The following is a 24,972-nucleotide window of genomic DNA, read 5'->3' on the forward strand; positions in this document are numbered from 1 at the left end:
TTTATCACCATATATAATTTTAAATAAAGAAGGAGTATATATTATGCCAAACAACAATTTACTTTTGGACACAGTGAAATTAGGTAGTATTACAATTGACAATCGCGTAGGTGTTGCCCCAATGACACGCACAAGCGCTACACCAGAAGGTGTAGCCACTGACGAAATGGTTAATTATTATGCGAAATTTGCTCGTGGAGGATTTAGTTTAATCATAACTGAAGGAACATATCCAGATGATGCTTATAGTCAAGGATATTTCGATCAACCTGGTATCATTAATGACGAACAAATTAAGGGTTGGAAAAAGGTTACAGATGCTGTTCATCAAGAAGGCGGAAAAATAATCCTTCAATTGATGCATGCAGGTGCTTTATCTCAAGGAAATCGATTTGTAAAGGACTCAATCGGGCCATCAGTTGTTGAACCAAAAGGAGAACAAATGAAGGTTTATGGTGGTAATGGTAAATTCCCAGTACCTAAAGAAGCAACAAAAGAAGATATTAAAGTAGTAATTAAAGGATTTGCTGAGGCTGCAAAGAATGCTAAAAAGGCTGGTTTTGATGGAGTTGAAATCCACGGTGCAAATGGGTATATCCTAGACCAGTTCTTAACAGATTATGCAAATAAGCGAACTGATGAATATGGTGGCACTACTGAAAATCGTGTTCGTTTATTAGTAGAGGTTTCAGAAGCAGTGCGTGAAGCAGTTGGAAAAGACTATCCAGTTGGTATTAGAATTTCTCAAGGTAAAATAAATGACTATTATCATAAGTGGGCCGATAAAGAGAAAGACGCTGAAATTATTTTTGGTCAGTTAGGACAAGCAGGACTAGACTTTATCCATGTAACAGAATTTGAAGCATGGCAACCTGCATTCTCTGAAGGCGAAGGAACTGGAGCTACTCTTGCAGCATTAGCTAAAAAGTACAGCAAATTACCTGTTATCGCAAACGGAAGCCTTCATGACCCAGAAAAAGCGAAAGAAATTATCGAAAAAGGTGAAGCAGATGTCATCACTTTAGGTCGTGGAGCACTTGCTAACCATGACTGGGCAAACAAAGTGAAAAATGGAGAACAACCAGACGAATTTGTACCAGAAAAGACATTAAGTCCTGACGCTAAAATCAAAGGATTTGAAGTGTAGATATTCTCCGTGCATTAGTAATAGTGCCTTATTTGAATAAGAAAAAACCAAATTTTATAATTAACATAGTAACGCATAATGAATAGGGTGATGAATTAGATAAAATTCATCACTCTATTTATTGCTTGAGTCTTTGGCTACAAAAAAGTTTGTGAATAGAAGAGTCCTTACATATTATACATGTCTAATATGTAAGGACCCTTATTTTAACTATATTATTTGAATTTCAGTCTCGATAATAAGATAAGTGTTCGATGCGACAATTGCAATTCAGCTTACTTCAAAAGTTCCGTAAAAGGTGGCGTTTTCTTACGTGAATGTAGAGAATGCGGAATGAAGAAGAGTATATAAAATAAAAATGTGTAGTTTCAATATATAGTATCTGGGTCCTTAAGAACTCAAAAGGGCCTATATCTGTTTTTATTAAGTTTTACTAATAGGTTTTTGAGTTTAAGTGAGGAGGTTAAGAGCATTCAGGTATTATGGTTTAGGCTCAATGTAAGAAGGAAACTCAGAAGGATGATGTGTGTCTATTATAAGTAATATATAGATAAACATAATCAATATAATACTTATCGCAATTAATGCAATGAAACGGAAAACCTTCTTAATTTTTTTATGTCTTCGGAATTGATAAAGATCAATAACATTATTCATATAAATCCTCCCCGTCTTATTTTTTAGAAACACAGAATAAAAAAAGGAAGATAAAACCTCCTCACTTATAACTCATAAGGTAGTTTTATCTCCCACTATACCATTATTTCACCTTTATTATACTTATAATTTAAAATTATCTGTTATTTACAACGTTAGCAACATGATACACAACATTGAGAATTAGATTGTGTTACATTGGGATTTCTAGATGCAGTACTTTTTTTTAAAAAAAGTTTCTTCAGTTGATAAATTAGTATCATGTCTCTGTTGATGGGATGCATGATCAATTACACGTTGTTCTTCTAGGATTACGAATTCTAATTCATACATCATAATCAATCACTCCTTTTTAAGCCTCGTTCTTTCGCTCTTTATTAGCCTTACTTGAACAACACTCAACATCTCCTATATGAAATGAAATCAAATCTTACATCACTATCTGCCCATCCCTACTGCCGTAAGAATTCTTCTTTATTTTTTGAGTGGATATGCAATGTTACCAAAGTGCTTACGTATCTACTACAAGCTTGTTAATTTTCATGAGAATATTTTCTTCGTTTTTTAAATTTATTTGACCTTTGGCTGAAGCCAAAAAATGTTTCTAAGCCAAAATTCCCACTCGTAATTTTAATATTTTTAGTCATAATTGCCATGAGACTTAGCATACATAAGTGTTGTGTTGTATTAAAATAATTGAGTTGGTCATATAGGAGGTAGGATTATGGAAGAAAACAAGAATACGGAGAAAAGTAATAAGTTAAAAAGTCTTAGGTCTACACAATGGGCAGAGGATATACCAGCAAAATTTCATTCGCAAACTATAGGTGAAAGAGGTCCAATACTAGAGCAGGACAGTATTTTGCATGAAACAATGGAAACGTTTGTTCATGAGAAGATTATAGAAAGGCCGGTACATGTGAAAGGGTTTGGCGCTTTTGGATACTTTGAGACACAGCATTCTATGTCCGAATACACAACACTTTGTTTTTTACAGCAACCTGGCCAACAAGTTCCCACCACAGTAAGGTTTTCTCTTGCTGTAAGTAATAAGGGTACTCCAGATACCTCTCGTAATGTGCGTGGATTTGCTACTAAATTTTATACACAAGCAGGTGTTTTTGATCTTGTTTTTAACCATATTCCCGTGTTTTCTGTGAGAGATCCTATTCGTTTTCCAGAGTCCATTAAGGCATTTTTACCCTCATCAGTAAATAATTTAATAGACCCTGAACGATTTTGGAGCTTTGTAGCTAGAGCCCCTGAATCAACTCATTTCCTTGTTCGACTTTACTCGGATGCCGGCACAGTGAAAAGTCTGCGTCATATTTCTGGTCATAGTGTAAATACCTATGTATGGAGGAATGCACGAGGAACTCGTCATTATGTCAAATATCGTTGGATTCCATTTGCTGGTGAACAGTATATTGACCGTCATGAGGCACATCAGTTAGCCTGCGAAAACCCTGATATTGCTGGTAAGGATCTATATGATACCATAGCAATGGGAAAGACGGTGGAGTATGGGCTCTATGTACAGCTTATGAAGCCAGAAGATGAAGCTATTCTTTCTTTCGATCCTTTAGACGATACCAAGGTATGGGATGAACAGCAATACCCCTTGTTACCGGTTGGACGATTAGTATTGGATCGTAATCCAACTAATTTTATGGAACAAGTAGAGAAAATAGCATTTTCACCGTCGAATCTTCTGGAGGGAGTTGAATTATCCGACGATAAAATGCTTCAAGGGCGTGCAAATATTTATTCGGATTCACAACGTCGGCGCTTGGGGCCAGATTTTCGTAAAATTCGAATCAACCATCAAGAAAATTGGTCACCTGACTCCCTCATGACTAGTGGAAATGGTAGATGGGTAGAGGGACGACTTATACGATCGGACTTGCCTGAAACCGATGATTTTACGCAGGCTGGTGAATACTATTGTTCTCTTTCTCCTGTGCAGAAAGAACATTTAGTGGACAACCTCTCCACTGATCTTGCTGGCATATCAAAGGATACACAAAATATTGTATTAAGCTATCTATGCAGTGCATCAGAGGAACTTGGGAAGAAGGTTACTCAACAAATTGAAATGCAAACAAGAAGATAGTTTTAAATTTTATTGTCTTTATTTCCTTCAAATTAGCAAAACCAGCCCAATAATTATATAGCAAAAAAGAAGGGTTTCAATCCTTCTTTTTTTGCTTTGATTGCTTATTTTAGAAACTGAGATATACAATTTGTTGTGGTGCTATTGATTTCAAAAGGACAACCTTCAGTATATAAGAAATGAGCACATCCTGCATAACCACCTACTCCTTACCTACTGCAGTAAGGTTTATCTGTCATTTTTCGAGTGGACAGGCAATCTTACTCTAGTAGCTACATAGTATCTAAAGAATTCCGATTCCCTTACCTAATTGGTATCTATTTCGGTAGCATAACACATTCACATTGCGTAATTGAAGCTATTCTAAAAGGGTGGATTTTTAAAAGGATTTTAGGTTTTTAAGTCCAAATAATAGGTTAATATTTACTTATAAAGCAATTGAAGGGTGTAGAAATGGAGGGGAGTAAATTGCCTAACAAAGAATATCTATACTACCTTATAAAGTTAGGTAAGTTATATTATGTAAATGAATCATGTAGAAACGTAAAAAGGAAAGAAATCTCTAGTTACGAATTTACAAATGATGAATTGGTCTCGTTTCCCTTTGACACACAATCCATTGCAAAACAGACCGCGGATGAATGTGGTGGTTATATTGTAGTTAGAAACGCTACGTTTGAAGATTATATTAGAGAAGGAGATCGTTGGAGTAAATATATAGATTATAAAGAGAAATATGTATGGAAACTCTATAATGTTAAGTAAATAGTGAAATACTTTCGCTATAATAGTTTTTACATTTATATAACTTGTAGAAAAAGTAGATTGTTGGCCATACTTTTAATAACTTCACCCATTGTAAAAGGGGGAAATAAAAAAGTTATGATCTGTCATAATGTATTGATGTAATTGCTGCAGAGTAGTATCCAAAGTACAAGATAAAGAATCAGCAGCATATGCACAAACTGAAACCATACCTTCCTCCTTAACAAAATTATCGGCAGTTGATTCAAATTCTTCTAGTAAAAGAACATCTGGTTTCTCTGAAGCCCATTCTACGTGAGCCCATGTTTTTATCATTGTATTTTCATTTTCAACATAGACAAATCTTCTTGAAAATGAGTAAGAATAGTTTTGGTGTAAAAATCACCATTTGCCAAGTAATAATCAAAATTATTAATTAAACGAATAGATTCTTTTTGTTTATGATTAAACTTTTTATCAATATTAGCTTTTATTAGAGGAAGTGCCCTCATATTCTCAATTATCAATATACGTTGTTTACTCTCTAATCCATTCTTAATAAAACTCATTAAATTATTTATGTAAAATTGTTTATCTTCAAAACGGTAAAAGACATGACCTATATCAAGTTTTTTAGAATTAGATATAGGATTAACTGTTTTCATAGTTCACCTCAGAGTGATTTTAGCAAAAAAAATTAAAAACCTATAGAATAATAAGATATTCTTATTTGTGTTAATTTTACATATTCCGATGTTGAACGTCCTTTAATATATTGAGTAAACTATTCAAGTTGCCGTAGAGCATCAGTTTAACGTCTATTTTTATGATGTGTATAACATACAAGATTTCTATTTATTGGATTAATCATATCATAGCAGACGAATTCGACTTTGATTTTTCACCCTTTGTAACAAATTTGTATAATAAGTACTAAAGATGATAATAGAGAATTTTATACTAAGAAATTAACGAAAAAATAAGTATTTTGACACGTGGTGGTATAATTAATATAAAAACTAAATAATAGCCTCAACAGGCTTTTCGGAGGAAAAGATGGAAGATGAAATAGGATTTTTAGGGGATAAAATCTTAGAATATAGATTTAAAATCGCTAATGAGGTACATGAGAGTAGAATTAGTGGTATTACAGAAGAAGAAAAGAAGAAAAGAAGAAATTGGCTCCTTTTGAAGTTGAACTTATTAATATTCGTGCTCACTTTATAAGTCTATTTGGTGAAGTTCTTAGGGATCATCTAGATGAAGAAACAGCACTCCAAAAATTTACACAATGGGGAAAAGAAACAGGAGAAATGTTTTTCAATTTGAAGGTTTCATTGGATGAAGCGTTAAAAGATACAAAGTATTATCGAACTTTCTTATGGGAGACACTAAAGGAAGTAATAAAGAAAGATAAGATGTCAATAGATACTGTATTTGAAGTAGGCGGAATTATTGATCCTCTTCTCGATCATGCAGCTTATTCCTTTAGTTTAAGTTATGTGCATTTCTATCAATTAACTCTTGAACGTGCGCAAAGTACATTTCTTGAATTATCGGTTCCTGTGGTACCTTTAGCCAAAGAAATCGCTGTGTTACCTCTTATTGGAAATATAGATATGGAAAGAGCCAACTATCTAATGGAAGAAACGTTGAAATCAGCAAACAGACTGCAGCTTCAACGTTTAATAGTAGATTTGTCGGGTGTTTATATTATAGATACCATGGTAGCAGATCAAATTTTTAAAGTGATAGACTCTTTAAGATTTCTCGGTGTAGAAACAATTTTGACAGGAATTCGTCCGGAAGTTGCACAGACCATTGTAAGTATAGGTATTGATTTTAGTAGCTTGACTATAAAATCAAGTTTACAAAAGGCGATAGAAGATCTACTTATTCGTGCCAAAAACAATAAATAGAGAAAGCAAGAGATAAAATGACTAACTAAACGTATTCATGAATAAGAAGATGAGGAAGTGACAATTATTGAAAGGGATTATAGGCGTTGCTAGATACTTAAATGATAACGCAGAAATGTTAGCAAATGAAATTGTTCAAAAAATTTCTCAAAGCCCTAACTTTGAGGCTCTAAAGGAGGAGCTTGAACAAGCAATTATCGTCTATACTGAATTTATTAGGTTTTTAGGAAAAAGTCTCCATAGCAGTGAAAACAACGTACCTGAAGGACTTGTTGAATGGAGTAAGACCAATGGTAAGCGTACAGCATCTCAAGGGGAGAGAGTCTCTATTATTATTACACGCTATCCTCCTACGCGCCTAGTCTTCATCGATTACCTTACTAAAATAAGTATAGAGCATGGACTTTCTTCAGAAGAATTTGTATTTATTAATAAGCGATTTAACTATTTGCTCGATATAAGTATTAATGAAACGATTGTAGTATTTGAACAAGTGAAAGATAAAATTATTCAAAAGGCGCAACAAGAAGTATTGAAATTATCTGTTCCTGTGGTCCCCATTCAAGATAAAACCGCTGTTCTCCCACTAATTGGCTCTATTGATTCAGAAAGAGCTGAATATATCTTAGAGAATGTTATCTTGAAAATTATTGAAATGAAGGTAGAGTATCTAATTGTTGATTTTTCAGGTATTTTAAATATAGACAGTATAGCTGAACGTTACCTCTTTGATATTTACAGTGTTCTTCGCTTACAAGGTATTGAGGTAGTGATGACAAGTATACGACCTGAACTTGCCCAAACAGTTGTTAGAAATGGCATTGATTTCTCCTCTATTAAAACTTATGCAACTGTTAAACAAGCAATAGCAACTCAAGAAAGCTAGGAGATTAAAGTTCCTAGCTTTCTTGAGTTAAGTTGATTTAAGATATATATCATATAAGAGATTAGTTACCATAAAACGAATTATACGACCCATAGAAACAAATAAATTTATGATATATGGATTATTTTTATATAGGAAATTCATATGGTGAATAGGACTAGCACTTAGTAACTATTTAAAGAAATCTGTGTGAAATTTTCTACTTAACTGAGAGAAAAGCCTCCAAATAAGAAAAAAATCCCACGATTAATTCGTCTCATTTAGGGGTAAAGTCAACTAAATCTTTTAACAAGGAGACGATTCTTAATGGAAATACTATGGATGCTAATTGTCGGAGGGATTATCGGTTGGCTTGCTAGTTTAATTACAGGCCGAGATGTCCCTGGAGGAATTATCGGTAATATTATTGCTGGTTTTATTGGTGCCTGGTTAGGTGGACTTATCTTAGGTAATTGGGGACCAGTCGTAGGTGGATTTGCAATTATCCCAGCTATTATTGGATCGATTATTTTAGTGTTAATTGTAAGCTTTATTATGCGCAAAATGGGTCAAAACAATACTCATGGTCATCATGCATGAGAAAGAGATAAAATGTAAATTGGAGTGACTAGTAATACTACTCTAATATTATCTGACTTTATTGAAGAGAAGCAATTCAAATTAAATTCTTACCTTATTTATTTGCTCAGTATAATTGATATACATGTTAAAAATGAGACGAGAGTTTGATAAAAAAACAATTGCTTTGCAATAAAAGAACGGAAAAAATACAAAAATTGAATCAGAATTTCTTATAAGCGACCTTATAATTCTAATTGAAATTAATGAGGTCGCTTATTATTGGTGTAAATCTTTAAAAACTATGAGTCGGTACATTTCCCTACAATCAATGTTAATGATTAATAAATCCATGATAATATTTGTTTATGTACATTATTTATCGTGATAAATAGTGAAAAGTGACGTTCCCTTTTTATAGTTTGTTATAATGAAAGTATGTATGATCCGGGGAGGGTAGAGAATTTGAGTATGATACTTATTAAAAACAGCGAAGAAGTAATAAGAGAAGCAAAACATCAACTTCATACAACCATGGATGATTATCAAACCAAACTTATCTCTATTTTTGATAAACACCATATTCTAATGAATCAACGAATTAGATTAATGATTCTGCTGTCGGATATAAAGGAGCAGGCTGTATTAATTGGAAAACATGCTGCAGTCAAAGGGAGACTAGAGTATGAAGGGCAGGATCAATTAATTACAGAAGTTATAGATGAAGTTCCTTTCCAGTACAGTAAAGAAACAGTAACCGATTTGGAAGATAACATACAAATCAGTAAAAAGGGGATTGAAGATATAGCAAAAGAGTGTGGGTTAGATACTGAAAAAATAGTTAACCTAAAAGCTCTTTTACTTAATTTAAAGGTATCTAGTTACATAAATGGACACTATGAAATGTATGTAAAAGATAACACTTTATCTGGCAAAAGATCTTAGAACGTTAGGATAATACGAATAAAGTGTTAAATATACGTAAAACTAATTAAGACGTCATGAGGCATCAGTACTTAAACATAAAATATGTGTAACAGAAAAACTAATGTACGGGAGCAGTGGTTTTTCTATTTTTAAGCTTTATATGATATACATGTTTAGTTAAGTCGGGTAAGTTAGGGGCATCACGCCCCTGCCTCCCCTAAGAACCGTGCGAGTCCCTTTCAACACGCATCGGCTCAAGCCTCCCATTGCAGGTCCATTTGATGTCGTATCTTCTTTAGGCACCATAATGGATTTTATCAGAAATCACATGCAAAAAATCCCTTTTATTAAGGCTTTTTTGTTGTTTTCTCACTTTTATCAAAGATACTATTTTGAAGCTAGATTTTCTCTATCTACAGCTTCGGGTGGGATTTCCATCCATTCATTCTCTATCAGAATATTTGATGCGTCCTTAACAAAATTTGCTATATTCATTAATGACTTTCCATATAGTAACGCTAAATCATGTCTTCCATTTACAGCTAGTGAATTCCCAAATGCTCGTATTTTCATGGAAAACATATCGACCTTATGAAACAGCATTAATTTATCAGAAAAAGGTGCAAAAGTTGAAGTGGTGACTAAATGATCAATAAATCCTGGAGCTGGTAAGCTCTCATAGTGAAGTTTTTCCATGTAACGTTCAACTGCTTTATTTGTAATGTCTTTCCCTTTTATAAATATGTCTCTAACCTTTTCCCTTTTGGCAACTTGACTAAAGGCCATGATTAAGGCTTTGCTTGTTACGTTATTTTCAATATTATCGTATAAATGAGCTATTTCTAATGCGTGTAGGGGACGAACGTCTCCAACAAAACCACTCAAATAATCAGTGTCGGCAATTCTTACTTGTTCTGGAGCTGGAATAATAGGTGGTTCAATAATAAGGCTTTTATCCATTAAAATTGTTTTAATTTCTTCCACTAATTCCATTGTCGAGTTCATACAATAAGTTAAGAAATTGCGTACATCTTCTCTATACATCAAAGGTATAGCAATGCTATAAATGCTAAGTCCTGCTTTTGCTGCATATTTTAAGTAATGTACATAGAACTCGTCTGCAAATAATCTTGGAGCACCTAGATTAACGTCATCCTCCGTAAAACCATGTGGAAGAGGTATGTTTTCTTTGATAAAGATTTCCTTTACACTCCTTTGAAATTCTTCAGTTAATCTTTTCGCATGTTCTACTAGTTTTTTTATGTCTTGATCTTCAACATGTTTTAGGAAATAATTTAAAATACAATTAGACATGCTGTTACCCATATAGGTTGCCCAAAGTTTTCCCATTTCTGGTGCTGTCAATTTTTCATTGAAATTTGACTTTTTTGAGCCTATTTTAGTTGGTTTAATTGTTCTCATGTATAATCTCCTAAGCTTATTTTTCCTTAGAGTTGCCTTTTATATCATTTTTATTCTTTGTAGTCTTTAAACATTATATTGCTACTTTATCCAAGCCTATTAAGTAAATTATAACCTTTGTTATTTGTATAAGAACAAAGTTCACTCCTCAAGGCTTCATTAGCTTTTTCTATCTTTTTTCATAAAGTTTATTTCTTTAAATAAACTACTTAAGACGGATTGAATCATCACTTTACGACTACCTTTCAATAAACAAAAAAAACCACTGAATAGGCCCAGCGTTTTTTCTGTCCTTAAGCTGTATATCTTATACATGTTTAGTTAACATAATCACTCTTTTTGGAATAACTTTATAAGATTGAACACCAACAGGACAGTTATACCTCTTAGAAAAAAATGAAATTATTGCAACAGAACCCTTTTTTCTGTTGTTGAATGTTTTTTCCTTAGAGTAACAATTCATTGAAATGACTTTTATAAATAGTAATGGCCTTACCAGTTATATAAGCTAAATCATCTTGATAATAACTGAATAACTCTCCAGCTTTTTCAGAGGATTGGAAAGCATATAACTGTTTTTTACTTAATCTTTGACTCGAATAAGGAGCTAGATCACAATGGGCTGAACCCGTTACAAAATTTTCTTCTATTCCAATTCTAGGAGCAAAATAACGAGGAATAAAATCATACTTAGTTGCAGGACTGGTTACGACTAAATCCGTAATAGGCAGAGTAGCAAGGAGGTTTAAATTAGGAACAAGTCCTTTCAATAATTCTTCATTTGCTACTTCTATAAGGTATCGATCACTATTTTTGGCAACCTTTAAGAGAGGTTTATTTACTAATTATTGGATAGCAGATGTAATAGGTACATCAGTAGAGAAAGCTAATTGAACCCTTTTTCCACTAAGGTGAGCAAATTCATCTTCACCGGATTCTTATTTTTTACCGAAAGTAGAAGGTGAAATTTTGATGAATCGAAATCCAGATAGCGGTGCTTCTCCCTTTAGATTGGCGTCTGATGGTATAGCAATTTCTCCCGATGGAAAGATTTTATTTTTTTATCCACTTACCAGTTGTCATCTGTTCTCAATCTTAACAGAATCCCTAAGAGACAGAACGATACCGGACATGGATTATATCATGTGGAGTATTGGGGAGAAAAAGGTGCGTCTAATGGGGATGATCACAGGTGCAAAAGGAACCGTTTATGCTGGAGACTATGAAAACAACAGTATCCGTAAGATGTTGCCGAATGGCATAATGGAAACAATCGCATATGATCCGAGAATTTTGTGGCGGGATACTTTTTCAATTGGTCCGGATCAATATTTGTATGTCATTTTGACTCAATTACATCTGCAGGCTAGATTTCATTCTAGAAAAGATTTAGGACAGAAAACTTATAGTTTACTTCATATGAAAATTGATTAATTTCCTTATACTACTATTTGGTATAAAGAATAATTGGTTCATTTTTTAATCTTTGAACGGGTAAACATGAAGCCAATAGTTCGTAATTGGCTTCATTTATCTCTAATTCTAAAAGAAAAGACATCAAATTTGTAATCGTAAAAGAAAATGGCCAGTGCAATCGTATATTTCCATTATTTAAATATAAATGGTTTATTAGGAACAGTTTAGGTTGGTAATGTTAAACTGCTCCTATTTTATTTTTATAGAGTGGGTAAGTTCAATGCTGTATCGATATTATTTAAATCTAAAGTGATTTGTTCGTTTGTATCCCAAGCATGGTACCATCCTTTTTCTACCATGTATGCAGAAATTTGTTCATGCATATCAAGAGCTTCCACTAGATGGCGAGTGAGCATTTCTTTAATTTCAGGTGTTCCTGCCTCTGTAACTGCCATGGCGTAATTTCTAACTCCACTTTTAGCTGCAATCAATAAATCCATTGCAACCACTTGATCCGATAGTGCATTCATGCCAGTTAAATTTTCAATAATTGGATTCATGTTCATTCATCTCCTATTTTACTGCTTAGCGTTGGAAAGGATAGAAGCATATTCTTGTAATTGTCTCGCAGATACATCAATATCTTGTTGCATAATATCTTTTAATTGCTGATCTGTAACTAACCCTCTCATCGTTTTGGACTTAGTCAAACAATTGGTCTTAAATGCAGCCATTTCATGGACCTCAAGAACTTCATGTAAGGCGTAATTCATTTTTTCTACCTCCTTCCTCAAGGTTTTAACAAGACTTTTATACAATTATCCATTTTGGTGTCAAAAATCTCATAGCCACGCTTTGCTTCACTAAGTGGAAGTACATGACTCACGACATCTCCTGGATCAATTTTTCCGGTCGAAACTAATTCAAACATATATGGCATATAGTGAATCACAGGTGCTTGTCCAGAGCGAATATTGACGTTTCGGTTCATAATATCTCCCATTGGGAATCCATTATATTTGCCACCGTAAACGCCTGTAACTTGGATTGTCCCGCCTTTACGTACTGCTTGTGAAGCCATGATAAACGCACCAAATGCTCCGCCCTGCAGTTTCATTCCACTCGCAAGGAACTCCATATCAGTCATTTTAGCGTCCATACCAACTGCATCAATGACAACATCAGCGCCGCCCTTCGTCATTTCTTTCAAATGCATTCCTGCATTTTCAAAATGTTCAAAATTTACAATTTCAACTTTGTTGGTACGTTTGGCGTGTTGCAAACGATAATCTACATAATCTACGGCAATGACACGCTTTGCTCCTTTTAGCCAACAGAATTTTTGAGCAAAAAGACCAACCGGACCACAGCCAAGAACAATAACTGTGTCTCCACCCTTTACGCCTGCATTGTCAACACTCCAATAACCAGTAGTCATTGCATCGGCAATAACTGCTAACTTTTCATCTGGTTCTTCACAAGTCTCTGGAATTTTGAAATGAGTAAAGTTGGCAAATGGTACTCTTAAATATTCAGCTTGCCCACCTGGATAGCCACCCGTCGTACCAGAATATCCGAAATAGGCACCCATATCACCATTATCATTGGAATTATCACATTGGCTTTCTAAATGGTTTTTACAGTAAAGACATTCACCGCATGCTATATTAAAAGGAATAATGACACGATCTCCCTTTTTTACCTTCGTCACATCTGGACCAACTTCTTCGACGATTCCCATTGGTTCATGGCCAATCACATAGTTTTCTTGCAGGTTAGGAATCATGCCATGAATTAAATGTAAATCAGATCCGCATATAGCTGTACTGGTTACTTTAATAATCATGTCATCTCGTTTTTGAATCTTTGGATCTGGAACTTCTTTGACTACAACATTTTTAATGCCTTGATACGTTACTGCCTTCATGATATATAGCCTCCAGTGTTAGTGTTCATCAGGTGTTCGGTCAAACAGACCTTTTCTATTGGTCTCAACAGGAAATAGATTCATTTTGCCAATCATCAATGTATTGTTGGCAGAAAGTTGGTCTAATTGATATTGTTCACTTAATTCGTATGGATGGAACCATTTTTTACTGATCATTAGTTCTGTAATTTCTTGGTGCATGGCAATTCCTTGCATTAACTGTTTTCGTAAGAGAGTTCTAACATCAGGTGATGCGGACTCCGTTAATGCGACTGCGATATTGCGAACACCTTCCTTGGCACGAAGAAGAAAGTCCATCGCAAATGTGGTATCTGCGAGCTCTGGTACGTGTAGCGAGTTTATAGGATCTAAATAGTCATGATTCAATGAATTTACCTCCTTTTTAATTTATTATTGGTGTTGGCCGGTTTTGAGGAACAGGGGCTTCAAAAGGTGCACGTTGATAAATTGCCTGTAATTCTCCCAGCGCTTGTATCGATTGTTCAACATCTTTTTGCATCAATGCTCTCAAATCATCATCAAATACAAGTCCTTGCATTAGTTTTGATTTCGCTAAGCAAAGGGTTTTAAAATTAATAACTTCATGTAGATCCAATGACTCATGATCGGCTAATTTCTGAATATCCATTTCTGATTACCCTCCTTTTTACGTAAATACAATGTTATTGTTCCGAATATAGGAGAAAACATTCTATAATTTTTGTATAGGTGAATTATATTGGTTTGTTTAATATTCTAATAATTAATAAAATTAATTCATTTATGATAGCAGAGGCTAAACGCTTCGATAGTTTTTTTCTTGTTAGCTAACTGATAGGTTAGCTGAACAAGAAACCCTTTTAATTACATCAAATTTTTTTGATTTAAATATGGCATGGCAGAAAGTTGGGCTAAAAAGTGCTGGGCTTGAAGTTCATGCTTTAAATCCTAATGCCATAAAAGTAATGAAAGAGGTAGGAATCAATATCTCAAACCAAACATCTGATGTAATCAATCCTGAAATTCTTAATAATCTGCTTTAGTTGTGACACTATGCGGACACGCAGTAGAGCATTGATCTGTAACTTTTCTACATCTGAAACCAGTTCACTGGGGCTTTGACGAGCCGTCAAAAGTAGAAGGAACAGATGCAGAAAAATGGATTCATAATTCGAAGTCTTTATATAAAGCTCCATAGAAGGGTTGACGACATAAATATCTTTCCTTTCAGTAATGTCAAAAAGACGACTCCTTGTTTTGATCCCTTCCTTCTTTAATAAAGGTTTGGCAGCCCCATGGGTAAGTATTGTTAGACTAATCAATATAGTGAAGCTTATAATAAGAAAAGTATAATTTGTAAAGCGATTACAATAATCATTACAAATGAATAATTGGTTTCAAATTAATCTTTAAGCACTGTAAAGAACGTAAAGTAAGGGATTCATCATATAGAATCCCTATTATATTTTTTTAACTAACTAGGGGCGAAACAAATGAAGGATTCCAGATATATTTCACAACCAGGCTTTACTGATACCGGGATGATTTTTAAGTTTGTACAAAGAAGTAACGAGTTTATTCATACTTTTGCCGAGGGAGAATTACTGTATAGATTGGGGTTTAATCGAGAGGATATCGTTGGAAAGACGCTTCATGATTTTTATTGGGATGATATTGACACTGCCAATTTACTAAACGGTTATTACAAAAAAGCATGGGAAGGACAGTACATTGAATATGAAGGTAAATTTAGAGGTATTTACTATGTAATTTATTTAAGACCTTTATTTCATAAGGATAAAGTAGCTGAAGTAGTGGGAACTTGTGTGGACATTACTAACAAAAAGATTATGGAAGAGGATATTCTTCAAAAAGAACAAGAACGAAAATTAATGAATTCCTATGCATTCCAGCGTAGTTTGATTGATCGGTTACATAGTGGGATTGCAGTAACAGATTGCAATAAAAAAATAAGGATCTTAAATAGGAAATTTTATGAGCTTTTCCAGTTGAAGGGGGAAATTGATTGCCATATTGGGATGCACGCTTCGGATTTACATTACCTTTTTGATAAAGAAATTAATAAAATTAAGCTCGAAAATAGAGAAAAACGAACGAGAACTACGAAAGAAATTAAAATAGATACAGGTATGACACTACGCTACAATTGTTTTCCTTTAAATGAGGAAAATGATTTTGTAGGCTACTTGTGGGAGTTTGAGGATATCACAGAACAAAAAAAAATGGAAAGAGTTATTATTCAGGCAAAAGAAGAAGCTGAAAAAGTGAACATGGCCAAATCAAGTTTTTTGTCTAAGATGAGTCATGAACTGCGTACGCCGCTGAATGGAATTCTGGGTTTTGCTCAATTATTGGAGATGGATGAATCTTTAAATGAACAACAGCGTGATTTTGTACAGGAGATTTTAAGTGGAGGAAGCCATTTATTAAGTTTAATTAATGATATTTTAGACGTGTCAAGAATAGAAACAGGAAATTTAAAGATTTCTGTAGAGGAAGTTCATCTTCTAACTGTCATCAAGGAATGCATCAATATTGTACAACCATTGGCTAAGAAGAAGAATATTAGTATTTATAGCCAACTGGATCAATGGGAAGATATGATCGTTCTTGCTGATCCTATACGTCTTAAACAAATATTGCTGAACCTACTTGATAATGCTATTAAATACAACCAAGAAAATGGAAAAGTCATCGTTTTCTGTCGTTTACAAGAGAATAAGCAGTACATTCATATCGTAGATACAGGTGTGGGTTTTTCTGTAGAGGAATATACTAAAGTGTTTGTTCCATTTTATCGAATTGAAAGTACAAAAGAAGAAGGTACAGGGATTGGGTTATCTTTAGTTAAACAGCTGGTGCATCTAATGGGAGGGGAGATTAATGTAACAAGCAATAAAGGAACAGGAAGTGAGTTTTGCTTTAGTCTTCCTCTTCCAAATGATTTAAAGACTTTCATACAATGGGGTGAACAAACTGAATTTCCTCCAACAAATAATAGGAAGGAAGATAACTATCGTTTGCTATATATTGAAGATAACGAATCCAACTTGCACTTAGTAAGTAACATCATTAAATCACAGCCTTCCTATACGCTTTTATCAGCTTGTACAGGAAAAGAAGGAATAGAAATTGTAGCAAACGAAAAAATAGATTTGGTTCTTCTTGATATTAACCTCCCAGATATTAACGGATATGAAGTATTTGAAATTTTAAAAGCAGGCAAAGAAACGAAAGATATTGCTGTCATCGCTGTAAGTGCAAATGCAATGCCAAAGGATATTCAATATACATTGGATAAAGGATTTGATAACTATTTAACAAAGCCCATTCATGTACAAGAGTTTTTGACAATCCTAAGTGAAACGCTAAACAATACAATTAATCAAAATATTCCAGATCATAAAATTTTAAGTACAGGACCACATGGCGAGGAAGCTGTCTCAGCAAAAACACTTCGGTTATCTTTGAAAGAGCTAAAAAAAATTAAGAAAAAGAAATATAGGGCTGCTATTGCCATGCATTATACTGGAAGTGATTGGTCAAGGTCTCAATTGGAAGGAATGCAAACTACTTTTGAGAAAATGGGCATTGAGGTAGTAGCCGTGACAAATGCAGAATTTAAATGGAAAAAGCAAGTAGCCGACATTGAAAGCATTTTAGCCAAAAACCCCGATATCCTGGTGAGCATTCCAGTTGATCCAGAATTGACTGCAAGCGTATATCAAAAAGCGGCCCAAGCTGGTGTGAAGCTGGTGTTTATGGACAATACACCGAATGGTTTGCAGCATGGGAAGGATTATGTAAGTATTGTTTCAGCTGACAATTATGGAAATGGCATTGAATCGGCCAATATCATGGCTGAAAAATTAGATAGAAAAGGTAAGGTTGGGATTATCTATCATGATGCTGATTTTTTTGCAACCAAACAAAGAACGGAAGCATTTGAAAAAACTATAAAAGAAAAGTACCCTGACATTCAAATTGTCGATCGCAGGGGCATTACTGATTCGAATGATGGAGAAAAAGTGGCATCCGCTATGATTGCTGAACATCAGGATTTAAATGGTATTTTTGTTGTATGGGATGTACCGGCTGAAGGAGCTTTGAGGGCAACTCGTACTGCAAAAAAAAGCAATTTAGTCATTACGACAATGGATTTGGGTATGAATGTCGCCTTGGAAATTGCACAGGATGGACCTATTAAAGGACTAGGTGCCCAGCTACCATACCAGCAAGGAGTCGCCGAAGCGATTCTAGCAGGGTACGGCCTACTTGGAAAACAAGCGCCACCTTATGTAGCCGTTCCGTCTCTAAAAGTAATGAAAGAAAATGTAATTGATGCTTGGCAGCTCGTTTATCATGAAGATGCTCCAGATATTATTCAAAGTGTTGCGAAATCAAGAAGCGCTAAGGAAAAGGGGGAACAACAAGATGAAAGTATTGATCGCAGACGATGATGTTACCTCAAGAAAATTGTTAAGGTACTTTATTGGGAGTTTATCCAAATATAAAATTGTCGGAGAGGCCGCCAACGGTGAAGAATTGATACACTATGTTACGAAAGAAAAACCGGATCTTGCTTTAGTAGATATCGGAATGCCCTTATTGAATGGGATGGAAGCGGTTAAAGCATGTAAAGAACTTTTCCCGACTTTACAAGTTATTTTTATTACGGGCCATGATGATTATGCACTTGAGGCATTTAACGTAAAGGCAGTGGACTATATTTTAAAGCCAATTGATAGAAATCGTTTATATGGTGCTTTAGAGAGAGCCTCCCAAGTGTCTATTTCACTAGTTGATAAAGAACATTCATTTAAAAAGGATTTAATGATTAAACAGCAGAAAAATATAATTTTTATTCCATTAGAAGAAATTATCTTTATTGAAAGACTTGATCGGAAATCTGTCATTCATACTAAAAATGGTAAATTCGAGACAAATGAAGCTTTAACTAGCTTGGAAGGTGCCGTTGATTCTAGGTTTATGATATCTCATAGATCTTATATTATAAATGTAGAACTTTTAACAAGAATCGAAGCAACGGGTCAAATGTATAAAGCCTATTTTAAAGATTATAAGGAAACTGCAAGGATTTCCAAGCATAAAGTAGACAATCTGCAAAGGTACAAATTATTATAAAGCATGGAGCTCAGCAATAAGTGCTGAGTTTTTTTAATTTGTTGTTTTTTTGTTTATATGGATAAAAACGACGCTTAAAAGGAAATTTAAAGAGTTTGAATCTCAGAAAATGTTGTCTGAATCCAATTAGACAATATTTTTGTATGCGATTACAATTCTGTTATAGAGAAGAACAAGAAAAGAGAGTCGTAAAATGGTGCGAATAATAGATGTAGCAAAAAAAGCAAATGTTTCAACTGCTACAGTGTCAAGAGTACTAAGTAAACCTAACACTGTAACGGAAGAAACGACTGAGAAAGTATTACAAGTAATTAAAGAATTAAACTATCAGCCAAATGCATTAGCTCGCCAGTTAAGAACATTAGAAACCAAAACCATTCTAGTCATTGTACCTGATATAACAAATCCTTTTTTTTCTAAGGTATTAAGAGGAATTGAGTCTGTAGCCGTCATAAACGGATATCAAGTTCTGCTTGGGGATACGGGCAATGATTTGGAAAGAGAAAATGGGTATTTAAACATACTTCTCCAAAAAAAAGCTGATGGAATGGTTTTACTAACGGCGAGAATGAAATCGAAGAACATTGAGGAAATGGCTCTCAAATATCCTGTAGTTTTGGCATGTGAATATATAGAAGGTTCAGCCATCCCCACCGTTTCTATTAATAATATCAGTGGGGCTCAAAAAGCAACAGAATATTTGGTTAAGCTGGGACATAAAAGAATAGGATTTATATCAGGTCCTCTAGATGGAGTGATAGGCCAGGATCGATTAAAAGGATTTTATCAGACAATGGCACGATACAACCTTACAATTGAGTCCGTTCTAGTGCAGGAGGGTAATTTTTCTTATGAAAGCGGTTTTAATATAATGAATCAATTTTTGGATCTTAATCATACTCCAACAGCCGTGTTCGCAGCCAATGATGAGATGGCATTTGGAGCTATAAATGCTATTTCTTCAAAAGGATTAAGTGTTCCACATGATATTTCCGTAGTAGGATTTGATGATATAAAATTTTCATCTATTTTCAAACCGGCTCTTACAACCATCTCACAGCCAGCTTTTGAGATGGGAACGATGGCAATGAAATTACTTATAAAGTTGATGAATAAGGAAGAAATTGAAAGACATCAATACCTAATGGAAGATCAGCTTATCATACGTGATTCATGCTCAACACATATTTCATAAGGGAATAAGAGTTCTTTTGAAAATGTATCTGATGATTTAAATCTTCTTGTTTTTTAAAAATTAAGATGTAATCGATTACAAATGGTTGGAAAAAGAATTATTTAATATCCGATTAAAAAGGGATTTTTAGTTTAGATTTCTGATAAGTACAATCAAGTACAAGTACAGGTAGTAAAAACACCTTCTTCTTATAATAAATTAAAAAATACAGTCTTTGTCTAGAATACTTTGTAATCGATTACATGTATTTTGGTTCAATTATTTCTTATCTAAATTAATTTAGGGAGGTGATGAAATCCCAGTATTAATACACTATGCACTCATAAGGAATCTTTAAAGATAGGGGAGAAACCATGAAACTAGGATATCAGACAAATACGTGGGGCGGGGTAGTAGGGCACCCTGCCGGAGTCACTTCGATAAAAGACCTTTATTACCTTGCAAATGGATCAACAGAAGAAGCTTTAAAAGATATTGCAGAAGTTGGATATAAAGGATTTGAAATGTTTGACGGAAATCTAATGGAATTTAAAGATAGAAAAGAAGAATTTAGAGCATTGCTGAACCGTTACTCTTTAGACTTTATTGGAGTTTACACTGGAGGGAATTTTATTTTCCCGGATATTTTGGAAGAGGAATTATTAAAAATTGAAGAGGTTGCAGCTCTTGCTTCTGAACTAGGAGCGCAGCATCTAGTAATTGGCGGAGGGGCTATCCGTACGAATGGTATTTTAGAAAGCGATTACGCTGATTTAGGCAATGCGCTTAATCGAGTAGTAGTAATTGCAGAGAAATATAATCTTATTCCAAGCTATCACCCGCATTTAGGAACAAACGTAGAGGCCCCAGACCAGCTGGACAAATTAATGGCACTAACAACGATTAATTTATGTCCGGATACAGCGCATATCGAAGCAGGTGGAGGGAATCCGGTAGAAGTAATTAAAAAATATGCAGATCGCATTAAATATATTCATTTCAAAGATTATTATAATGGAGAATTTCTTCCTTTAGGAGAAGGACATCAAAAGTTTGACCAGATGATCCAAGTGCTGGATGGCATTGGGTATGATGAATGGCTTACAGTAGAATTAGATAGCTATAATGATCCGAAAAAAGGAGCAGAAATCAGTTTTAACTTTTTATTAAGTTTTGAAACGGCAAATAAGTCTTAAGGTCAAGAAGAAAGTAACAGAGATAATATATTAGGAACTTGAAGCCTAATTTACCATAACGATATAGCAGATGTTATTTAAAAGATAGTAGTTCCGAATAAATAGACTACTTTCATAGGAGGAGAATAAAAATGAAAAAGTTAAACGTAGGTATGATTGGCGGAGGATTTATGGGGAAAGCGCATGCACTTGCTTATGCAGGTATGCCAATGTTTTTTTGGCCGGCACCAGCAATTCCTCAACGACACACAGTCGTTGATGTGACCGAAGAGTTAGCAAAAGATGCAGCAGAACGTTTAGGATTTGAAAACTATTCATCTGATTGGAGAAAGGTAGTAGAAGACCCTGAAATTGATATTATTGATATTGTAACACCAAATGACTCTCATGCAGAGATTGCCATTGCAGCTGCCAAAGCAGGTAAACATATCATTTCAGAAAAACCGTTAGCACGAACTGCAGCAGAAGCAAAAACAATGCTTGACGCAGTAAAAGAAGCAGGTGTTAAACATATGGTCGCATTTAACTATCGCAGAACACCAGCCGTTGCTCTAGCAAAAAAATATATTGAGGAAGGAAGAATCGGAAAGATTTTAAACTTCCGAGGCACATACCTGCAAGACTGGTCTGCGGATCCTAACTCGCCTTTATCATGGCGCTTCCAAAAAGAACGAGCTGGTTCAGGTGCATTAGGTGATATCGGAACACATGTGATTGACTATGCAAGATATCTTGTGGGTGATATTTCAGAGGTAATGGCTATTGCAAAGACATGGATTGGTGAAAGACCGATTCAAAGTGGTGCTGTAGATAAACTAGGAACTGTAAAAGCAGAAGCTGATGTACCAAAAGGTAAAGTTGATGTAGACGATGAGTTTTCAACTTTAATTAAATTTGATAACGGCGCAGTTGGGAGTATTGAAGCGACTCGTAATGCCTGGGGCCGCAACAACTTCTTAACATTTGAAATTCACGGAGAGAAAGGTTCATTATACTTTAACTACGAACGCCGTGATGAGCTTCAAGTATGTTTCTCCGATGATCCAAGTGATAGCCGCGGATTCAGAACGGTTTATACAGGACCTGCACATCCATATGGAGAAGGTCTATGGCCAATCCCAGCATTAGGAATTGGGTACGGGGAAACAAAAATTATTGAAACATATGATTTCCTCAAATCAATCGCTGAAGATACAAGCGTATCACCAGATTTTGAAGACGGTTATCAAATCGCCGTTATTTCAGATGCTATCCTTGAATCAGCTGAAAAAGGTGTATGGGTTAATCTTACAGAAAATTTAGTGAAAGCTTAAATAATAGTTTAGTAGTGGCTAGTCCTAGTAGACTAGCCTTTATTAGAAATAGAGTTGTTGATTTGTGATTCGGATCAATAGAGGCAAGTCAGCAAGCGGCTATAAAGGTTTTAATTCTCTTTTTAGCTACTACGTAAGTAAAAGAAATCATGGAAAATACAGTTTATTAAGGTGGAGAAAGAAATGGAAAAAATAAAAGTTGGAGTTATTGGGACAGGGTTTATTGGACCTACTCATATTGAGGCTATCAGAAGACTCGGTTTTGTAGAAGTAGTTGGATTAGCAGAACATGGCCAGGAAGTAGCAGAACAAAAAGCGGTTGAACTTGGAATTCCGAAAGCTTATGGGGATTATCGTGACATGTTAAAAGACAGTGAGATTCAAGTTGTTCATAACTGTACACCTAATCACCTTCACTTTCAAATTAATAAAGAAATTATTCAAGCAGGCAAACATGTGTTATCGGAGAAACCATTAGCTATGTCTAGTGAAGAATCAGCCGAGCTATTGAAATTAGCTAAAGAGCACCAGGTCGTACATGGCGTAAACTTTAACTACCGCCAATTTCCGATTGTAAAACAATTGGAAACGATGATCAGAAACGGTGAGTTAGGGAAAGTCAACTTAGTGCACGGAAGTTATTTACAAGACTGGTTATTGTTCGAAACAGACTTTAATTGGCGTTTAGCTCCCGAAGTCGGAGGGAAATCACGGGCGGTAGCGGATATCGGTTCTCATTGGTGTGATACAGTTCAATATGTAACAGGTAAAAAAATTGTCGAAGTTTTTGCTGATCTAGCAACTGTTATACCAGTAAGAAAAAAATCTACTTCTCAAGGATCTACTTTTGGGGGACAAAAAGGACAAGAAGAAGCATATGAAGATATTCCGATTAACACAGAAGACTATGCATCTGTTCTTGTACGTTTTGAAGACGGGGTAAAAGGCTTATTTACTGTGTCTCAAGTAAGTGCAGGGCGAAAAAATAGGCTAAGCTTCGAAATCGCTTGCAGTCAAAATTCTGCTTTTTGGAATCAAGAAGAACCAGAAAAGCTGTGGATTGGCTATCGAGATCAACCAAATCAAACTCTTCTTGCAGATCCTGCTTTATTTAATCCTGAAGCAAAATCGTCCATTCATCATCCTGGGGGCCATAATGAAGGCTGGCCAGATGCATTAAAAAATGGGTTGTTGAATTTCTATACCTTTATTCGAGAAGGTAAAAATCCTTTAAGTGATAAAGCCACTTTCGCGACATTTGAAGATGGACATATGTCCATGTGCATTACCGACGCCATTTTAGCAAGTCATGAACAACAAAAATGGATGAAGGTGACGGTAAAGCAGGAGGTACGTGCATGAAATTAGGGGTGTTTACAGTTCTTTATCAAAACTTACCTTTTGAAGAGATGCTGGACAAACTATGTGAAATGGGTGTAGAGGCCGTTGAATTGGGCACAGGCAATTATCCAGGAAACAGTCATTGTAATCCCGATGAATTACTAGAGAACCCAGAGAAATTAAAAAGATTTCAAGCTGCCCTTATAAGTAGAGGACTTACAATAAGTGGTCTAAGTTGTCATGGAAATTTACTGCATCCAAATAAGATGGTTGCCAAAAAGGCTCATGATGTGTGGAGAAAAACAGTTTTATTAGCTGAACGTTTAGAAGTGCCGGTGATTAATGAATTTTCTGGGTGCCCAGGTGATCACCCAGGTGCCAAAAATCCGAACTGGGTAACCTGTTCTTGGCCGCCGGAATATACGGAAATCCTAGATTGGCAGTGGAATGAAGTAGTCATTCCTTACTGGAAAGAGGAAGTGAAATTTGCAGAGTCACACGGTATCCATCAAATTGCGCTTGAAATGCACCCGGGTTTTGTTGTGTATAACCCTGAAACTCTCTTGAAATTAAGAGAACATGCTGGGCCAAGTATTGGAGCTAATTTTGATCCAAGCCATTTGATTTGGCAAGGGATTAATCCAGTAGAAGCCATTAAAAAACTTGGTCGAGAAGAGGCTATTTTTCATTTTCATGCAAAAGATACGTATTTGGATCAGGCAAATATTAGTGTTAATGGAGTATTAGATACAAAACATTACAGTGATACTTTGAATCGTTCGTGGACATTTAGATCCGTAGGATATGGGCAAAACGAAAAAGTATGGAAAGATATGGTGAGTGCGCTTCGTGCGGTAGGATATGACTATGTGATATCCATTGAACATGAAGATATGCTAGCTTCGTTAGATGAAGGATTAAGTAAGGCCATCTCTTTATTAAAAGGCGCACAATTTAAAGAACAATTAACTGAAATGTGGTGGGCGTAACAGTATATTTCCTATATGGTTAATGATAAATACTCGGCTGGGTATTTATCATTAACCATTAAAGAGAACCATCTAAT

23 protein-coding genes and 4 pseudogenes are annotated in these 24,972 nt (G+C 35.0%); 18 read left to right on the top strand and 9 right to left on the bottom strand.

The genetic code is table 11. The features are described 5' to 3' along the window. Positions 1 to 43 precede the first annotated feature (43 nt). From JNUCC25_RS08905 to JNUCC25_RS08920, 4 genes and pseudogenes are all read left to right on the top strand, one after another. Positions 44 to 1,147 carry an NADH:flavin oxidoreductase gene (locus tag JNUCC25_RS08905; protein ID WP_064471544.1) on the top strand — a complete coding sequence of 368 codons (1,104 nt, stop codon included), beginning with the start codon at positions 44 to 46 and terminating at the stop codon, positions 1,145 to 1,147. Between the two features lie 252 nt (positions 1,148 to 1,399). Further along, positions 1,400 to 1,498, top strand: a pseudogene (locus JNUCC25_RS08910) (hypothetical protein); the annotation flags it as partial. A gap of 1,030 nt (positions 1,499 to 2,528) precedes the next feature. Continuing rightward, complete coding sequence (locus JNUCC25_RS08915) at positions 2,529 to 3,917, top strand: catalase (protein ID WP_029324465.1); 1,389 nt, start codon at positions 2,529 to 2,531, stop codon at positions 3,915 to 3,917. Positions 3,918 to 4,385: 468 nt separating this feature from the next. Further along, positions 4,386 to 4,682 carry a hypothetical protein gene (locus JNUCC25_RS08920; protein WP_454223124.1) on the top strand — a complete coding sequence of 99 codons (297 nt, stop codon included), beginning with the start codon at positions 4,386 to 4,388 and terminating at the stop codon, positions 4,680 to 4,682. A gap of 84 nt (positions 4,683 to 4,766) precedes the next feature. Here JNUCC25_RS08920 and JNUCC25_RS08925 read toward each other — a convergent pair whose 3' ends face one another. Continuing rightward, the gene (locus tag JNUCC25_RS08925; protein ID WP_223272345.1) at positions 4,767 to 4,997 is read right to left on the bottom strand and encodes an MEDS domain-containing protein; all 231 of its coding nucleotides are present in this window, start codon (positions 4,995 to 4,997) and stop codon (positions 4,767 to 4,769) included. Next, on the bottom strand, positions 4,994 to 5,326 hold the full coding sequence (locus JNUCC25_RS08930) for an MEDS domain-containing protein (protein ID WP_253880750.1): 333 nt from the start codon (positions 5,324 to 5,326) through the stop codon (positions 4,994 to 4,996). Before JNUCC25_RS08930 ends, JNUCC25_RS08925 begins: the two co-directional genes overlap by 4 nt. A gap of 391 nt (positions 5,327 to 5,717) precedes the next feature. Here JNUCC25_RS08930 and JNUCC25_RS08935 point away from each other — a divergent pair, with 391 nt between their 5' ends. From JNUCC25_RS08935 to JNUCC25_RS08955, 5 genes are all read left to right on the top strand, one after another. After that, positions 5,718 to 5,888 carry a hypothetical protein gene (locus JNUCC25_RS08935; protein ID WP_454223127.1) on the top strand — a complete coding sequence of 57 codons (171 nt, stop codon included), beginning with the start codon at positions 5,718 to 5,720 and terminating at the stop codon, positions 5,886 to 5,888. Further along, on the top strand, positions 5,840 to 6,580 hold the full coding sequence (locus JNUCC25_RS08940; RefSeq protein WP_454223128.1) for an STAS domain-containing protein: 741 nt from the start codon (positions 5,840 to 5,842) through the stop codon (positions 6,578 to 6,580). Before JNUCC25_RS08935 ends, JNUCC25_RS08940 begins: the two co-directional genes overlap by 49 nt. A gap of 67 nt (positions 6,581 to 6,647) precedes the next feature. Continuing rightward, complete coding sequence (locus JNUCC25_RS08945) at positions 6,648 to 7,466, top strand: STAS domain-containing protein (protein ID WP_064471546.1); 819 nt, start codon at positions 6,648 to 6,650, stop codon at positions 7,464 to 7,466. Positions 7,467 to 7,772: 306 nt separating this feature from the next. Further along, positions 7,773 to 8,045 (top strand): GlsB/YeaQ/YmgE family stress response membrane protein, encoded by a 273-nt coding sequence (locus JNUCC25_RS08950; protein ID WP_454223130.1) that lies wholly within the window; start codon positions 7,773 to 7,775, stop codon positions 8,043 to 8,045. 450 nt (positions 8,046 to 8,495) lie between these two features. Further along, entirely contained in the window at positions 8,496 to 8,969 is a 474-nt protein-coding gene (locus tag JNUCC25_RS08955) for a hypothetical protein (RefSeq protein WP_064472224.1), read from the top strand. A gap of 369 nt (positions 8,970 to 9,338) precedes the next feature. Here JNUCC25_RS08955 and JNUCC25_RS08960 read toward each other — a convergent pair whose 3' ends face one another. Together JNUCC25_RS08960 and JNUCC25_RS08965 are read right to left on the bottom strand one after the other, a co-directional pair. Then, positions 9,339 to 10,373 (bottom strand): DUF3231 family protein, encoded by a 1,035-nt coding sequence (locus JNUCC25_RS08960; RefSeq protein ID WP_064471547.1) that lies wholly within the window; start codon positions 10,371 to 10,373, stop codon positions 9,339 to 9,341. Positions 10,374 to 10,819: 446 nt separating this feature from the next. Further along, positions 10,820 to 11,170: pseudogene (locus tag JNUCC25_RS08965) on the bottom strand (PhzF family phenazine biosynthesis protein); the annotation flags it as partial. A 118-nt stretch (positions 11,171 to 11,288) separates the two neighbouring features. Here JNUCC25_RS08965 and JNUCC25_RS08970 point away from each other — a divergent pair. Next, positions 11,289 to 11,807 (top strand): annotated as a pseudogene (locus tag JNUCC25_RS08970) (L-dopachrome tautomerase-related protein); the annotation flags it as partial. A 242-nt stretch (positions 11,808 to 12,049) separates the two neighbouring features. Here the strand turns inward: JNUCC25_RS08970 and JNUCC25_RS08975 are convergent. From JNUCC25_RS08975 to JNUCC25_RS08995, 5 genes are read right to left on the bottom strand one after another with little or no spacing between them, the layout of a single operon-like run. After that, entirely contained in the window at positions 12,050 to 12,349 is a 300-nt protein-coding gene (locus JNUCC25_RS08975; RefSeq protein ID WP_029324473.1) for a spore coat protein, read from the bottom strand. An 18-nt stretch (positions 12,350 to 12,367) separates the two neighbouring features. After that, on the bottom strand, positions 12,368 to 12,562 hold the full coding sequence (locus tag JNUCC25_RS08980; protein ID WP_013056471.1) for a hypothetical protein: 195 nt from the start codon (positions 12,560 to 12,562) through the stop codon (positions 12,368 to 12,370). 17 nt (positions 12,563 to 12,579) lie between these two features. Beyond that, positions 12,580 to 13,716 (bottom strand): zinc-dependent alcohol dehydrogenase, encoded by a 1,137-nt coding sequence (locus tag JNUCC25_RS08985; protein ID WP_013056472.1) that lies wholly within the window; start codon positions 13,714 to 13,716, stop codon positions 12,580 to 12,582. A gap of 18 nt (positions 13,717 to 13,734) precedes the next feature. Continuing rightward, on the bottom strand, positions 13,735 to 14,103 hold the full coding sequence (locus tag JNUCC25_RS08990) for a spore coat protein (protein ID WP_013084321.1): 369 nt from the start codon (positions 14,101 to 14,103) through the stop codon (positions 13,735 to 13,737). Positions 14,104 to 14,119: 16 nt separating this feature from the next. Next, a complete protein-coding gene (locus tag JNUCC25_RS08995) occupies positions 14,120 to 14,365 on the bottom strand; it encodes a hypothetical protein (RefSeq protein ID WP_013056474.1) in 246 nt (81 codons plus the stop codon). A 268-nt stretch (positions 14,366 to 14,633) separates the two neighbouring features. On the opposite strand from JNUCC25_RS08995, the pseudogene JNUCC25_RS09000 reads away from it, so the two are divergent. From JNUCC25_RS09000 to JNUCC25_RS09035, 8 genes and pseudogenes are all read left to right on the top strand, one after another. Beyond that, positions 14,634 to 14,878 (top strand): annotated as a pseudogene (locus JNUCC25_RS09000) (arsenate reductase); the annotation flags it as partial. A 379-nt stretch (positions 14,879 to 15,257) separates the two neighbouring features. After that, the gene (locus JNUCC25_RS09005) at positions 15,258 to 18,197 is read left to right on the top strand and encodes a substrate-binding domain-containing protein (RefSeq protein WP_454223133.1); all 2,940 of its coding nucleotides are present in this window, start codon (positions 15,258 to 15,260) and stop codon (positions 18,195 to 18,197) included. Then, on the top strand, positions 18,172 to 18,882 hold the full coding sequence (locus JNUCC25_RS09010) for a LytR/AlgR family response regulator transcription factor (protein ID WP_098383247.1): 711 nt from the start codon (positions 18,172 to 18,174) through the stop codon (positions 18,880 to 18,882). The genes JNUCC25_RS09005 and JNUCC25_RS09010 overlap by 26 nt, the downstream gene beginning before the upstream one ends. A gap of 193 nt (positions 18,883 to 19,075) precedes the next feature. After that, complete coding sequence (locus JNUCC25_RS09015; RefSeq protein ID WP_140456743.1) at positions 19,076 to 20,077, top strand: LacI family DNA-binding transcriptional regulator; 1,002 nt, start codon at positions 19,076 to 19,078, stop codon at positions 20,075 to 20,077. Positions 20,078 to 20,430: 353 nt separating this feature from the next. Next, positions 20,431 to 21,252 carry a sugar phosphate isomerase/epimerase family protein gene (locus JNUCC25_RS09020; protein WP_140456744.1) on the top strand — a complete coding sequence of 274 codons (822 nt, stop codon included), beginning with the start codon at positions 20,431 to 20,433 and terminating at the stop codon, positions 21,250 to 21,252. A 131-nt stretch (positions 21,253 to 21,383) separates the two neighbouring features. After that, entirely contained in the window at positions 21,384 to 22,565 is a 1,182-nt protein-coding gene (locus tag JNUCC25_RS09025; protein WP_013084314.1) for a levoglucosan dehydrogenase, read from the top strand. A gap of 183 nt (positions 22,566 to 22,748) precedes the next feature. After that, positions 22,749 to 23,927 (top strand): Gfo/Idh/MocA family protein, encoded by a 1,179-nt coding sequence (locus JNUCC25_RS09030; protein WP_140456745.1) that lies wholly within the window; start codon positions 22,749 to 22,751, stop codon positions 23,925 to 23,927. Continuing rightward, positions 23,924 to 24,895 (top strand): sugar phosphate isomerase/epimerase family protein, encoded by a 972-nt coding sequence (locus JNUCC25_RS09035; RefSeq protein ID WP_263033048.1) that lies wholly within the window; start codon positions 23,924 to 23,926, stop codon positions 24,893 to 24,895. The genes JNUCC25_RS09030 and JNUCC25_RS09035 overlap by 4 nt, the downstream gene beginning before the upstream one ends. Positions 24,896 to 24,972: the final 77 nt, after the last annotated feature.

It is taken from the genome of Priestia sp. JNUCC 25 (assembly GCF_053667915.1).